Raw genomic sequence first — 14,397 nt, 5'->3', positions numbered from 1 at the left:
ACGGCATCCCCTGTTTTTGCGGCTTACTGGGACTGCCAGCGCTGCACCAGTTCGTCATAGTTGACGGTCTGGCCTTGCGGCTTTTCGTTCTCCAGCTTGGCCTTGGGCGAGCCTGCTTTTTCCAGCCAGAAGGACGCATCCTGCGGCTCGTTCAGGCGGGGGCCGCAGCCACCGTAGACACCGGCACTTTCATCCGCGGCCTGCATCCGGGCCATGGTGATGTCCATCTCTTCGGCCAGACGGTCCATCGCCTCTTGCGGGGTGAAGGCGCCCGAGTTCACGTCACCGATCTGCTGCCACCAGATCTGGGCCAGCTTCGGATAGTCCGGCACGTTGATGCCGGTCGGCGACCAGGCAACACGGTCAGGCGAGCGATAGAACTCGACCAGACCACCCAGTTTGGGTGCGCGCTCGGTGAACGACTCGTGATTGACCGAGCTGTCGCGGATGAAGGTCAGACCCACATGGGACTTCTTCACATCGACAGTTTTGGACGTCACGAACTGAGCGTAGAGCCAAGCCGCCTGAGCACGATCCGCAGGGGTCGATTTCAGGAAGGTCCAGGAACCCACGTCCTGATAGCCAACCTTCTGGCCTTCTTCCCAATAAGGGCCGTGCGGGCTGGGCGCCATCCGCCACAGCGGCGTGCCTTCGTCATCCACGGTGTTGTTGCCTTCGGACTTCGGCTTCACCATGTCGGCGGTAAAGGCGGTGTACCAGAAGATCTGCTGGGCTACGTTGCCCTGGCTCAGCGCAGGCAGAGACTGGTAGAAGTCATAAGACGCCGCACCCGGAGGAGCGTAGTTCCGCAGCCATTCGTCCCACTTACGGATCGCATAGACCGCAGCCGGGCCGTTAGCAGCACCACCGCGCGACACCGAAGCACCGACCGGGTTACAGGTGCCAGCTTCCATACGGATGCCCCATTCGTCGACCGGGATACCATTGGGTTCGCCCACATCGCCAGCACCAGCCATCGACAGCCAGGCGTCGGTCATACGCCAGCCCAGGTCAGGCGCGCGCTTGCCGTAATCCATGTGGCCATAGATCGTGGTGCCGTCGACTTCTTTCACGTCGTTGGTGAAGAAATCGGCGATGTCTTCGTAAGCAGACCAGTTGACTGGAACACCCAGATCATAGCCGTACTTTTCCTTGAAGGCGGCTTTGTTGGCCTCATCATCGAACCAGTCCTTGCGGAACCAGTAGAGGTTGGCGAACTGCTGGTCGGGCAGCTGATACAGCTTGCCGTCCGGACCGGTGGTGAACTGAATGCCCATGAAGTCATCCAGATCCAGCGTCGGCGAAGTCGACGCCGCCCAATCACCGCCCATCATGTCGGTCAGCGGATAGGCCAGTTGAAGACGCGAGTGCGTGCCGATCAGGTCGCTGTCATTGACATAGCCATCATACAGGTTCCGACCTGTCTGAAGCTGAGTCTGAACAGCTTGAACCACTTCGCCCTCACCGAGGATCTGGTGATTGACCTTGATACCCGTGATTTCCTCGAACGCTTTGGTCAGAACCTCGGATTCGTAGGAATGGGTTGGAATGCCTTCGGACAGAACGTTGATTTCCATGCCATTGTAAGGCTGAGCAGCTTCGATGAACCATTGCATTTCCGCCATCTGTTCGTCTTTCGACAGTGTCGATGGCTGGAATTCGTCGTCGATCCAGCGCTGTGCTGCGGCTTCGTCGGCCCAAACAGGACCATGCCCCGCAATGACGGCAGCCGCCGCCACTGCGGAAAGTAGATGTCTCCGCATCTGTTTCCTCCCAAAAAATTATGGTTACCCGGCGCAGACCGGATGACGAACAACATCAGCGATTTTCTGCCTGCGTGTCAAACTAAAAATTTAGTAAATGAAATGTCACTGGTTTTCGCTGGCCAAATTCAACGTCATTTCCCGTCAGGTTTGGGTGTCTGGGCATCCCTGAACAAGGCGCGTTACACGTTTGGTAAGCGGTTTGATTTAAAGAGTTCTTCGGATTTAGGGTGGAATGGTAGCCCGTAGGGGAATCGAACCCCTCTTTCCAGGTTGAAAACCTGGCGTCCTAACCGATAGACGAACGGGCCACATTGGCAAACCAGCAAGACGGTTGATCAACCATCAATAAGACGCTGGAAAATATATAAAAATACAAGCTGGTAGCCCGTAGGGGAATCGAACCCCTCTTTCCAGGTTGAAAACCTGGCGTCCTAACCGATAGACGAACGGGCCACGCTGGCTTGTGGAGGGCCTTTTACGGTTTCACTCGGACCCCCGCAAGCCGAAAAGTGCAGGGATGTGAAAGTTTTTTGGCATGCGGCACGAGGCCTGAAACAAGGGTTAACTGGCCTCTGCCGCGTCCTCGAGGCGGAGCTGTACATTTTGCCGACCGCCCCATGAATTGATCTCGAGCCGACCTGCAAAATGGAACCGCGCACCGCCGTGATTTGACAGCCGTTGTCCGATCGGCCCATCAAACGCACCAAAGGCTATCGCATCAAGCCCACTGCTCATGCCGTCAGACAAGGACAGTTTCAAATGAGACTCGCCCACGCGCTTGGCAAATCGCACCTGAAGATCAGGCAAAACGTAGCGGGGCGCCGGGGCGCTGGCTCCGAAAGGGCCAGCCTTTTCAATCTGTCCGATCAAATCAACCGTCGCTGCATTGGGCGTCAGGGTACCGTCCAGCTTCAAATCCGCAGGTCCCGCTTGTCCGGCGCCTTGCTTGGCCAACAGCACGCTCAGTCGTTCCATGGCCGGTTCCAACTGGTCACGCTTTACCGTCAGACCCGCCGCCATTTTGTGGCCACCGCCTTTCACCAGTAACCCTTCGGCGGCCAACCTTTGGATCGACGCGCCGAGATCGACACCCGAGACGGATCGACCCGAGCCTTTGCCCTCATCCCCATCAAGTCCGATGACGATGGCGGGGCGGTTTGCGGTTTCTTTCAGGCGTGAGGCAACGATCCCAACGACGCCGGGATGCCAGCCTTCACCGGCGGCCCAGACAAGCGGCGCATCCAGCCCACGATCTTCGGCTTGTTCCAGCGCGGCGGCTCGCACCGCGTTTTCGATATCCCGGCGTTCAGAGTTCAATTCGTCCAAACGCTCGGCCAGGGCTTCAGCCTCGCTCATGGACTCGGTGCTTAGCAGCCGTGCGCCAAGGTCGGCCTGACCAATTCGTCCGCCGGCGTTCACCCTCGGCCCCAGAAGAAAGCCTAAGTGATAACTGTTTGGGGCGGAATCCATTCTTGCCAAATCTGACAGAGCCATCAGCCCCGGTCGTTTGCGCGCGGCCATCACCTTCAGCCCCTGCCGCACCAGTGCTCGATTGGCATCGATCAAAGGCGCGACATCCGCGACAGTCGCAAGCGCCACAAGATCAAGCAGAGAGATCAAATCTGGGCCTTTGGTCCCGGCCGCACGCATCTGACGGCCAGCTTCGACAAGCATTAAGAAGACCACGCCTGCCGCGCAAAGATATCCCAGATCGCCGCTTTCATCCTGACGGTTAGGGTTCACTACCGCCACGCAGTCGGGCAGGGTTTCTCCCCCAAGATGGTGATCCAGAACGATGACATCGGCGCCTTTGGCCGCGGCGATCGGCTCGTGACTTAGCGTGCCGCAGTCCACGCAAATGATCAGGTCATGCGACTTTGCCAGCGCTTGCATAGCCGGTACATTCGGACCATAGCCTTCGTCGATCCGGTCGGGCACATAAAGGGTCGCCTGCATGCCCATCTGGCGCAACCAAACCAATAACAAGGCGGCGGAACTGCCACCGTCCACGTCGTAATCCGCAAAAACTGCGATGCTTTGCTTTTGGTGAGCAGCATGCAGAAACCGGGCTGCCGCAATCTCCATGTCTTTCAGATTGCGCGGGTCAGGCAGGAGTTCTTTCAGCTTGGGCTCCAGAAAGCTCTGTGCTTCCATTGGCGGCACCCCGCGCTGGGCAAGCACCTGACAGACCGCACGCGGAAGGTCGGCCTGTTGCGCCAGCATGTCCGTCGCCCGCTCAACCTCGGGCGTGGGCCCAATCCAGCGCCGACCGGATAGTGACTGTTCAACTCCAAGAAAGCCCATCGCTACCCCCTTATACGATAAGGCCGGAACCTTGCGGGCCCGGCCTTTTCATCTTTTTACAAATACTCTCGCCGAAGGCAGTGGCGCAAGCCACTATGCGTCAGTGTGTGACCACATTGGCGTGCGGTAAGACATGCGGCGCACCGATCCGGTCTTAGAACGCATAAGCAGCGTTGTGGTTTCAACCCAGCCGGGCTCGCGCTTGATACGTGGCAACAGTGACCCACCGGTGACGCCGGTCGCGGCAAAGATCACGTCAGCGGTCACCATTTCATCCCGCGTATACACGCGGTTTAGATCGGTGATGCCAGCCTTGGCTGCACGGCCACGTTCGTCATCGTTGCGAAACAGCAGACGGCCAAAAATCTGCCCGCCCATACATTTCAGAGCCGCCGCGGCCAACACGCCTTCGGGCGCGCCACCCTGGCCCATATACATATCGATTCCGGTTTCTTCGCTTTCGGCGCAATGCATCACACCGGCAACGTCGCCGTCCGTGATCAACCGGATAGCAGCGCCTGTCTCGCGCACTTCGGCGATCATCGCTTCGTGGCGCGGGCGTTCCAGAATGCAGACCGTGATGTCTGCAGGCGCGCAGTTTTTGGCTTTGGCCAGTGCTTCGACCCGCTCGCGCGGGCTCATGTCCAGATTGACAACGCCGTCCGGATAGCCCGGACCGACGGCCAGTTTGTCCATGTAAACATCGGGCGCGTGCAGCATGGAACCGCGCGGCCCCATGGCAATCACGGTGAGCGCGTTGGGCATATCCTTTGCGGTGAGAGTGGTGCCTTCAAGCGGATCCAACGCGATATCGACGCCAGGACCGTTTCCGGTTCCAACCTCTTCGCCAATATACAGCATCGGCGCTTCGTCCCGTTCGCCTTCACCGATGACGACGACACCCGCAATATCCAGCAGGTTCAACTGCTCACGCATCGCGTTCACGGCGGCCTGATCCGCAGCTTTTTCGTCACCGCGCCCGACCAGAGAGGCTGAGGCAAGCGCTGCCTGCTCTGCGACCCGCGCAAGGCCCAGAGACAGCAAGCGGTCGTTGAAATCAATTTTGGCAGCGGTCATGCGATGTAATCCTTTGGTCAGCAAAGACGTTATGTCTGGCATAGCCTGCAGATGGCGCAGGCTGCAAGGGGTCAGACCTGTTCGATCCGAAGTGCAACGGGTTCGCCCGACACCACATCGGTCGCGTGCAGGCCTTCAAGCGCGTGATCCAGCGTGGTCCGGGTGGTCTTGTGTGTCACAATCAATACCGGGGCGGTACTTTCGGAATGTGCGTATTGGCGCATTCGGTCAATCGACACGCCCGCATCGCCCAGAATCGCGGCAACCTTGGCCAGCGCCCCGGGCTTGTCCAGCAACGCGAGGCGCAGGTAGTAAGGGGCCGGTAGGCCGGTACGTGCTGGGGTGGCCTCTTCAAGTGACGCAGCAGGGCGTCCGAATGTTGGAATCTGCAAGCCACGTGCCAGATCACACACATCACCCATCACAGCGCTTGCGGTCGGGCCTTCGCCGGCGCCAGGGCCGCGCAGAACCACCTGCTCGACCGCGTCGCCTTCGATCACGACCATGTTCGTACCGCCTTCAAGCTGCCCAAGGGGCGAGTCGCTGGGCACCAGACACGGTTGCATCCGTTGTTCCAGGCCACGCGCTGTGCGCTGCGCAACCCCCAACAGCTTGATCCGATAACCCATATCAGCCGCCTGATGGATATCATCCAAGCTGATCTGCTGGATGCCTTCGATCTCTATCCCGTCAAAATTGGGTTTTGTGCCAAAGGCGATCGACGACAAAAGCGCCAGCTTATGCGCAGCGTCAATACCGCCCACATCAAGGTTGGGATCCGCTTCGAGATACCCCAGCTGCGCGCATTCGTCGAACAGCGCGTTATAGCCCAGTTCCTGCGATTGCATCCGGGTCAGAATGTAATTGCACGTGCCGTTCATAACGCCCATGACGCGGGTGATGTCGTTTCCGGCCAACCCTTCGGTCAGCGCCTTGATCACGGGGATACCACCGGCCACCGCCGCTTCGAACCGGATAACGCGACCTGAAGCTTCGGCCTTTTCCGCCAGATCCTGACCGTGGATCGCCAGCAAAGCCTTGTTTGCGGTTACCACATCCTTGCCGCTTGACAACGCTGCTTCGACCGATGCTTTGGCGGGGCCGTTTTCGCCCCCCATCAATTCGACGAACACGTCGATATCATCGCGGTTTGCCAAAGTAACTGGGTCGGTTTCCCATGCATATTCGGACAAGCTGACACCGCGATCTTTGTTCGCGTCCCGCGCGGAAACGGCCACAATCTCAATCGGGCGGCCCGTGCGGGCGTGCAGCAGCGCTGCTTGGCGTCGGACGATCCGGACGACACCCACGCCGACCGTTCCCAAGCCCGCAATTCCTAGCCGCAGCGCCTGTGTCATTCCGTGGGTTCCTTTCCGCTCGAATTTCTCTGAATTCGGACGCGTTGTCCGTTCAGCGCTGCCTTAGCGGGTTCGGCGCAAGGGTTCAATCCGTCACCGGTCGGTTGAGGCTTCTAAACCCTGATCTTTAATTGATTTGTGCATTTTGCAGCGCTTGGGCCTTTTTCGCCAACGCTTCGCTGCGGGCTGTCAAATCCTGTTCAACCTCAGCGGCTTCGCTGACCGGGTCAGCGGGGGTTTCAATAATCTCCTGCAACGGAATAAGGCGCGGATAGGCGGCAGATTTCAAAGATTTCGGTTCGCTGCCGTCAAGCTCGGGTATGTCGGCGCATCCGGCGCAGACCAGCAGTAAGGCGAGAAGAGGCAGGGATTTCATGGTGAACCCTTTCAAAGTCCATCGTCCAACTGTGATGCACGTTTTGTAGGGTTGGTTCAAGCGGGGTTCTATTTGAACATCTGTTCAGATACGGTCACCGAATGGCACGCACCCAAGGTTCACATTCCGACATAACAGGCCCACGAATTCGCGAAGCCGCTATCAGGCTTTTTGCGCGTCACGGCTATGCTGCGGTCTCAATGCGCCAGATCGCGAAGGACGTCGGTGTGCAGGCAGGTGCCCTGTACAATTATACACCCGACAAACAGAGCCTGTTGTATCGGTTGATGCGGGACCACATGCGGGAGTTGCTGACGGCCTATGATGCATTGGGGCAGGGCGGTGATGCACAGGATGCGTTGCGCCGTTTTGTCGGGTTTCACATACGTTTTCATCTTGAACGCCCAGACGAAGTTTTTATCGCCTACATGGAGCTTCGCAATCTAACTCCGGACAATTTTGCCGAGATCGAGGATTTGCGCCGGAAGTACGAAAACGAGCTTGAAGGCATTCTGCACCAAGGGCAGCAATCCGGGCTGTTTTCGATTGCAGATACCAAGATCGCCACTTTGGCGGTGATCGCCATGCTTAACGGCGTGATGACCTGGTACCGATCCGGTGGACGATTGTCGCTGGACGAGGTCGAGCAAGCCTATTGGGATATGGTGCGTCGGTCGGTGACGGCCTGATTCATTTTGGATCAGGCCGTTGTTTGGTCAGTGTGCTGGCCGAATGAAAGATCCATTGCGCAGTTCCCGAAACGCTTGTTCCAGTTCCGCTTGGGTATTCATGACGATTGGGCCGTGCCAGGCGACCGGCTCATCAATCGGAGCGCCAGAGATCAACAAAAAGCGCGCACCCTCCGGGCCGGCCTGAACGGTAATCTCATCCCCGGTGCCAAAGCGGACTAGCGTTCTGTCTCCTGACATGTCGCGGATGTTGACCTCTTGCCCGGCAACTTCTTTTTCCAACAAAACCCCAGAGGGCTGTGAGGCATCGGCAAAGGCGGCCTGACCCTGGAACACATATGCGAAGGCGCGGCGATAGGTATCGACGCGAAAGGTTCTTTTGACGCCTGACGGGATGTGAATGTCCAGGTATTGAGGATCCGCGGCGATACCATCGACCGGCCCGGTTTTCCCCCAGAACTCTCCCACTATCACCCGCACGGTTGTTCCATCGTCGTCCGTGATCTCGGGGATGTCCTTGCCTTGCACATCCTGATACCGTGGCGCCGTCATTTTCTGATCCGAGGGCAGGTTGCCCCATAGCTGAAAACCATGCATCTGGCCGGAGGTGTTTCCGTGGGGCATTTCCTGATGCAGAATGCCCGACCCGGCTGTCATCCATTGCACATCTCCTGCGCCCAGCGTGCCGCTGTTGCCCAGCGAATCTGAATGCTCGACCGTGCCGGACAATACATAGGTAATCGTCTCGATACCCCGGTGTGGATGCCAGGGAAAACCAGCTTGGTAGTCTTGTGGCCGTTCATTGCGGAAGTCGTCAAATAGCAGAAATGGATCAAGTTCCGACGGATCCTGAAACCCAAATGCGCGATGTAATTTTACGCCAGCTCCCTCCATCGTGGGTACAGCGTGTCGGGTTTCCAATGTGGGTCGCAAGGACATGTCGGCCTCCTATTTGTTTGACCTGCACTTATTCTTTTTGTCATCACGGTCAATTTGCGGAGACACACCATGCCTGTGCAAAATTGTCAGGGTTTATGGGGCCTGTTGTTCACGAAAAAAAGCAGTTAGGTGAAGTCCAGGCAAACAGGAGGCATCAATGCAAGACGAAGTGCTGGCGACGGTCCAGGCGTCATCGCCCAGACGATGGGCTGGGGTCGGAATGCTGACCACTGTTGGTGCCTTGGTGATTTACGTCGCACTTGCCTCACCGCCCGAACTGGTTTGGCAGGTCTTTCTTTTAGGCGTTGGTGCCGCCACGCTGTGGTTGGCGCATCGTATGTGGCAGTCGACGCTTGATCGCATCGAACTGACGCGTTCGGAATTGCGCACCGCCACCGGGTGTGTAATTGCCGAGGTTGCGGATATTGAATCCGTGGATCGTGGTGTTTTTGCCTTCAAACCGTCAAACGGATTTCTGGTTCGCACTCGAACCAAGGGCCCAAACAGGTGGGCTCCGGGCTTGTGGTGGCGGATGGGTCATCGCATTGGCGTGGGCGGTGTTACAGCCGCCTCAGAAGCCAAGTTCATGTCAGAAATGCTGACTGCGATGCTGGTCGAGCGGGCAGGGGGCTAGCAGCCCGCAGGTGCCTCAGCGATTTGGTGATATCCGCGCGGCTGGGTGAAGATGAATTTTTCAATCGAAAACTCGTTGTCGCCAAAACCAATTTTGAACGGACGCGTGTAGTGGTCTGTGGTTTCCACCAAGATCATGGTCGCGTTGTCAGCCATAACCGGAATACGATCTTTGTAGTCCAGAACGGTCGCATCGGTTAGTTCTTCGTAGTTTTCTCCGCGCTCACACGACCACAAGACATAGTGACGTTCATCGGGCTGATCCCACCTTACAAACGAAACGCGCATTGAAACCGCCGACCGATCTGCAATCATGAACTTTTGCAGATCATACATCGTGGTTATGTACTGGGCATTCACTTCGTTTTTCTCGCGGGAAAGGATATCCGCGATGGCATAGGCCGCTTTCAGGTTTCGCGCACTCTGACGATAGCCGTCAAAATACGTGTACGACGTCCACATGGACCAGAAGAGCAACGGAAAGACCATAATGGCCTCAATGCTCACAACGCCGTCTTGCTTTCGGAAAAATCGACCGAAAAACCCTGAAGAAGATGTGAAAGGTATGCGCTTAAGCCGGTTCATGGACAAACACCGTTGTTGCATGCAGTTCGTACTGGCCATCGGGATCCCGGGCCGCCAGTTTTCCAAGCGTAGTGCCATTGAAAAGCGGATAGATCTCAATGCACGCTCGGATGATCATCAGCTCATTAGAGCTTCCAGGAGTGAACACCTGGTCGTCTTTGCCCCGCACGTCTTCTGGGGTGTCGACACAAAATGGATTGGCGTCCAGCACAGGATTGTTGGACCGCGGGTCGATCGACTTCATTTCCAGGGCAAGACTGTCGTTGCAATCCGGAAGCGCCCCAGCTTTGTCGCAGATGATCTGCTTGAGGAGCGTGTGCGTCCAAATCGCGCCGTCACTCGCGTCATACTTCGCGATGTGGTTCATCCGAACATCCTGGATCGTTTCATCAAGCGCGCGCTCCAGGTTCGCATGGTTATAGGCGACAATGCCCAACTCTACGCCCGAGTAGGTGGTCATCATGAAAATCGGGAACCACATTATGAATTCAATGGTTGCCATGCCTTCTTCGTCGCGACGAAACAGGCGTAACTTTTTGGTCAAGCGCTTCATCATTGGGTCAGCCTCAGGTTGCGGATGCTTGAACCGATCGACGCAAAGACATCCGGAAGGTTGCCCACGGTCGCTTCATAGTAGGCGCCATCATCACTTTTGCACGTCTTAAGGATTGCCTTGCCAGCGCTCGGTGCTTCCAGAGCAATCGTAAAGATCACGACCTTCTTCACGTCCCTCGCGTAGGCGCACATGGCGGTAACGCGCGGGTCTTTGGTCGAGCGCCCGCTTGAGGATACGGCATCGTAGTACCAGTTGTATGCGAAGGTCGAACCATAATAGTCGCGGAAATCTTCGTAGATTTGGTATCGCGTGGTGCTTTCCCAAAGGCTCGGCCACGTGAGGTGCTCGGATGGCGTAACCGGTGGCGTCATGTCAGCATATTTAACAAGCCGGGACGTACTATAGTCGAATGCGCTGCAAATCCCGCCGGAAAAAGAAAGACAGCGGTACTGAATGAAACCTCGATCATAACCGTCGGTCGATACTTCAGCATCTGCCTCTTCGATAACAGTCATTGTGCTTGCATCAACAAAAGTGCTGCCATACCCGGCGGGTTGAAGCTGTTCGCGCGCCCAGTAGAAGTTGAGATCGCTATCCCACTCCCAAATATCGACATTGGGCCAGTAGTACCGGGCACTATTTCCAGTGTAGATTTCACCATCTACAAGTTGGGCGTATGAAACATACTCGCCATCCACGCCTTCGTCGTCGTTCCACCAGATACCGGACTTACCGGCACGGTGAGGATCATTTACCCAATACTGCGAGGTGTTGGCGCCATCTGTCATAAGAACCATGACTTTCATGGTGTCGCCGCTTGCAACGTTGGAAGGACGTGTCGCGAACTCGGCAGGTACATCGCCTTTTGCAGCGAGTGAGGCGACGACGGGTCTAAAGCTTTCGTCCAGCAGAGTAAGCCCCCACTTGACACCCAAGTCGATAGAAGTGTTTCCGCCAGCTTGGAAATCAGCAATCTTCTGCTTTAGAATGTTGGCGTCTTTTTGGTGAACCATGACCTCACGGTTCGTATCACTCTCACAAATTTCACTATAAACAAGAGTGTTGTCGGGGCGCCGGTCATAGTCGCCCCAATGGGTGAAATGCAACGTCCGTTCGCGGATCAAGTTCCGATCAAAACTGCTTGTCGAAAACTCAGTGTCCTCGAAGTTTATGCAGTTTGCATGAGGGTTTGTGCCTGTCGTGGGCAATTCGGCCATCAGCGTGTCTGGCAAAGACACTTGCGTGGCGTAGGGGACGATCGAGATAGACAGCTTGCCGTCTTCGGTTTTGTCGACCATCTCTTGCACGAAATTCTGAGCTGCCAATTTGAGTGTGGTCAGGCGGTTGTTGCTGTTCATCGATCCGGACACGTCGAGAACCATTGAAATCTCAACGTTACCAATAGCTTCTTCCGCGACGCTGACCACCGAGGTTGCGATCGAGTCAACTTCCCACCACTGCATGAAGTGCATCTTCACGTCCATTTTGGCGCTTGCTTCAACACGACGGTAGCCTTGGACGGTCACTGCCTGCGAGCCGCAGAGGTCCGGAGTAACGATCGGCTCTCCAACCAGATACTCAGCCAGCCCCTCCTTCTCGAGATAATCTTTTATCACAACTGCGGGGCAAAGATCCTGCTCAAGGTCGGCGGCTGCCAGAACGGCACGGTCGAGAGAATACTGAAGTCTGGCGCGCTCGTGGTCGAAGCGCATAATATCGACAGCAAAACCGCCAACGGTAAAGATGATCAATATGAGGGTTAGAACCAGAATAGTCATAAGACCTTCTTCGGATTTCACAAAGGATTCCGAAGTGTGCCGACACCTGTCCGCTTGCTTTATTTTTGTCAATTTTAACTTACAAACGAAATTTTTCATAACTTGTCCCTCTACCGGTCAGGCGCACTGATCCCAGTTCTTGGCAAGTTTAACTATTTAGACTTTGATCGTGGCAAGATTTGGGCAGTGTCGCCACTATGGTGCTATTATTGAATGAAAATTGGCCGTAGTTCTTGGTGGAGTATTGGGTTTGTTTCGCCTCCGCGAACAATGCCCGTCCGGCGAGTAAAAAACGACTCAGGGATGATTTTGGTAAGACCTCGTTCATAAAATGATTAAAAAATGTACATTTGAAGATTGCAGCATTTGTTCAGTGGTGCGACAAAACGTCATGACATTTGTCAGTTACCGGCACGGAGGATTTTATGACCGGCACTAAAGAACCTAGCTTTCGTGAAAGTGTTGATCTGATGTTCAACAGGGCGGCGTCCCTGATGGATTTGCCGCCTGGGCTGGAACAAAAAATCCGAGTCTGCAACGCCACTTACACTGTTCGTTTTGGTGTCCGCCTGCGCGGTGAGATCCACACGTTCACTGGTTATCGATCTGTCCACTCTGAACATATGGAGCCAGTCAAGGGCGGTATTCGCTATGCAATGGCCGTGAACCAGGACGAAGTTGAAGCGCTTGCTGCGTTGATGACTTATAAATGCGCTTTGGTTGAAACTCCGTTCGGGGGGTCGAAAGGTGGGCTCTGCATTGACCCCCGTCAATACGAAGAACACGAGTTGGAGCAGATCACCCGGCGCTTTGCCTATGAACTCGCGAAGCGTGACCTGATCAACCCGTCGCAAAACGTCCCAGCCCCGGACATGGGTACGGGTGAGCGTGAAATGGCCTGGATGGCAGACCAATACGCACGGATGAACACGACCGATATCAATGCGCGTGCTTGCGTAACGGGCAAGCCATTGAATGCAGGTGGCATCGCAGGGCGGGTCGAGGCAACCGGGCGTGGAGTCCAATATGCGCTGCGCGAGTTCTTCCGTCACCCGGAAGATATCGCCAAGGCTGGCCTGTCCGGTAAGCTGGATGGCAAGCGCATTGTTGTTCAGGGTCTTGGCAACGTGGGGTATCACGCCGCCAAATTCCTGAGTGAAGAAGACGGCGCGATCATCGTTGGCATCATCGAATGGGATGGCGCGCTGTATAATCCCGAAGGAATTGATGTCGAAGCGGTGCGGCAGTGGATCGTCAAACATGGTGGCGTCAGTGACTACCCGGATGCGACGCATTCCGCCGAGGGAGCGGCGGTGTTGGAGGAAGAGTGCGACATCTTGATCCCGGCTGCTTTGGAGGGCGTGATCAACCTGGATAACGCGGATCGCATAAAGGCACCTCTGATCATTGAGGCAGCGAACGGCCCGGTGACGGCGGGTGCTGATGAAGTGCTTCGGAAAAAAGGCACGGTTATCATTCCGGATATGTATGCCAATGCCGGCGGTGTGACCGTGTCGTACTTTGAATGGGTCAAAAATCTTAGCCATATCCGGTTTGGCCGCATGCAGCGCCGTCAGGAAGAAGCCCGGCATGAACTGATCGTCAGTGAATTGGAGCGGTTGGACCGTTACCTTGGCGACGCCTGGACAATGTCACCAAACTTCAAGTCGAAGTACCTAAAAGGTGCTGATGAGCTTGAGCTGGTCCGCTCTGGCCTGGATGACACCATGCGCATTGCATACCAGTCGATGCGCGAGGTTTGGCATAGCCGTGACGACGTTGAGGATCTGCGAACTGCAGCGTATATCGTGGCGATTGATCGGGTCTCAAGCAGCTACCGCGCCAAAGGGCTTTGAGCTTTAGGTTGGGCATTCCCGCTATGCTGGATTGCCCAACCTTTGCCGTCTCGTAAAAAGGACGATGGAAGGCCACGCCTTGCCCGGGTAAGCTGTGCCAAGAAACGATTCCGGGAGATCCCAATGTTGCGTATTGCCATCGCTGTCGCCGTGCTGGCCACCCCTCTGGCTGCCGCCGAGACTAAGGAACAAAGCTGCCAGTATCAGGCTGACGTGGTCGCCGCAGTTCAGCAAGCACGGCTGGACAGAGTCAAAGAACGCGACGTGCCACAGGCGGTTTCTGATACGGAGCCGACATGGCCCGAGAGCTACAATGCCGCTGTTCCGTTGATCACGCCCTGGGTCTACGAACAAAAGATGCGCGATGTGCGCAAAAAAGATCTGGGTGCGGCCTGGTTGGAGTTGTGTTTGCAGCAGTAATCCACAGCGACGTCAATTCTTTGTGGACAACCGCGCGTCATCCCCTTGGCGCGCGTTTCC

The 14,397-nt window shown here is 56.2% G+C and carries 13 protein-coding genes and 2 tRNA genes; 4 read left to right on the top strand and 11 right to left on the bottom strand.

The window, feature by feature from the left end; genetic code table 11:
- Positions 1-23 precede the first annotated feature (23 nt).
- The 7 genes from ACR0BU_RS01470 to ACR0BU_RS01440 all read right to left on the bottom strand — a co-directional run bounded on the left by ACR0BU_RS01470 (position 24) and on the right by ACR0BU_RS01440 (position 6,881).
- Positions 24-1,763 (bottom strand): ABC transporter substrate-binding protein, encoded by a 1,740-nt coding sequence (locus tag ACR0BU_RS01470; protein WP_298932728.1) that lies wholly within the window; start codon positions 1,761-1,763, stop codon positions 24-26.
- A gap of 236 nt (positions 1,764-1,999) precedes the next feature.
- Positions 2,000-2,074, bottom strand: a tRNA-Glu gene (locus tag ACR0BU_RS01465).
- A gap of 70 nt (positions 2,075-2,144) precedes the next feature.
- A tRNA-Glu gene (locus ACR0BU_RS01460) sits at positions 2,145-2,219 on the bottom strand.
- A gap of 108 nt (positions 2,220-2,327) precedes the next feature.
- On the bottom strand, positions 2,328-4,070 hold the full coding sequence (gene recJ, locus ACR0BU_RS01455) for a single-stranded-DNA-specific exonuclease RecJ (protein ID WP_480735120.1): 1,743 nt from the start codon (positions 4,068-4,070) through the stop codon (positions 2,328-2,330).
- A 93-nt stretch (positions 4,071-4,163) separates the two neighbouring features.
- Positions 4,164-5,147: a class II fructose-bisphosphatase gene (gene glpX / locus ACR0BU_RS01450; protein ID WP_299078135.1), complete on the bottom strand. Its 984-nt coding sequence runs from the start codon at positions 5,145-5,147 to the stop codon at positions 4,164-4,166.
- Positions 5,148-5,218: 71 nt separating this feature from the next.
- Entirely contained in the window at positions 5,219-6,505 is a 1,287-nt protein-coding gene (locus tag ACR0BU_RS01445) for a homoserine dehydrogenase (protein WP_299078138.1), read from the bottom strand.
- 127 nt (positions 6,506-6,632) lie between these two features.
- Positions 6,633-6,881 carry a hypothetical protein gene (locus ACR0BU_RS01440; RefSeq protein WP_298932719.1) on the bottom strand — a complete coding sequence of 83 codons (249 nt, stop codon included), beginning with the start codon at positions 6,879-6,881 and terminating at the stop codon, positions 6,633-6,635.
- Between the two features lie 101 nt (positions 6,882-6,982).
- On the opposite strand from ACR0BU_RS01440, the gene ACR0BU_RS01435 reads away from it, so the two are divergent.
- Positions 6,983-7,570 carry a TetR/AcrR family transcriptional regulator gene (locus ACR0BU_RS01435; protein ID WP_298932718.1) on the top strand — a complete coding sequence of 196 codons (588 nt, stop codon included), beginning with the start codon at positions 6,983-6,985 and terminating at the stop codon, positions 7,568-7,570.
- Positions 7,571-7,597: 27 nt separating this feature from the next.
- On the opposite strand, the gene ACR0BU_RS01430 is transcribed toward ACR0BU_RS01435, so the two are convergent.
- Entirely contained in the window at positions 7,598-8,509 is a 912-nt protein-coding gene (locus tag ACR0BU_RS01430) for a pirin family protein (RefSeq protein WP_480735122.1), read from the bottom strand.
- A 157-nt stretch (positions 8,510-8,666) separates the two neighbouring features.
- Here ACR0BU_RS01430 and ACR0BU_RS01425 point away from each other — a divergent pair, with 157 nt between their 5' ends.
- A complete protein-coding gene (locus ACR0BU_RS01425; protein WP_299078144.1) occupies positions 8,667-9,143 on the top strand; it encodes a hypothetical protein in 477 nt (158 codons plus the stop codon).
- Here the strand turns inward: ACR0BU_RS01425 and ACR0BU_RS01420 are convergent.
- The 3 genes from ACR0BU_RS01420 to ACR0BU_RS01410 form a co-directional block, all read right to left on the bottom strand.
- Positions 9,140-9,649, bottom strand: a complete 510-nt coding sequence (locus ACR0BU_RS01420; protein ID WP_480735124.1) for a hypothetical protein — start codon at positions 9,647-9,649, stop codon at positions 9,140-9,142. The genes ACR0BU_RS01425 and ACR0BU_RS01420 overlap by 4 nt on opposite strands.
- A 64-nt stretch (positions 9,650-9,713) precedes the next feature.
- Entirely contained in the window at positions 9,714-10,283 is a 570-nt protein-coding gene (locus tag ACR0BU_RS01415; RefSeq protein ID WP_298932711.1) for a TadE/TadG family type IV pilus assembly protein, read from the bottom strand.
- Positions 10,280-12,160 carry a pilus assembly protein TadG-related protein gene (locus ACR0BU_RS01410; protein WP_480735125.1) on the bottom strand — a complete coding sequence of 627 codons (1,881 nt, stop codon included), beginning with the start codon at positions 12,158-12,160 and terminating at the stop codon, positions 10,280-10,282. Before ACR0BU_RS01410 ends, ACR0BU_RS01415 begins: the two co-directional genes overlap by 4 nt.
- Positions 12,161-12,486: 326 nt before the next feature.
- On the opposite strand from ACR0BU_RS01410, the gene ACR0BU_RS01405 reads away from it, so the two are divergent.
- Positions 12,487-13,917: a Glu/Leu/Phe/Val family dehydrogenase gene (locus ACR0BU_RS01405; protein WP_299078152.1), complete on the top strand. Its 1,431-nt coding sequence runs from the start codon at positions 12,487-12,489 to the stop codon at positions 13,915-13,917.
- Between the two features lie 123 nt (positions 13,918-14,040).
- A complete protein-coding gene (locus tag ACR0BU_RS01400) occupies positions 14,041-14,337 on the top strand; it encodes a hypothetical protein (RefSeq protein WP_298932705.1) in 297 nt (98 codons plus the stop codon).
- Positions 14,338-14,397 lie beyond the last annotated feature (60 nt).

It is taken from the genome of Ruegeria sp. CK2 (assembly GCF_056536585.1).
Note: the sequence above shows the minus strand (reverse complement) of the source record. Positions and strands in the feature narration are given on the sequence as shown.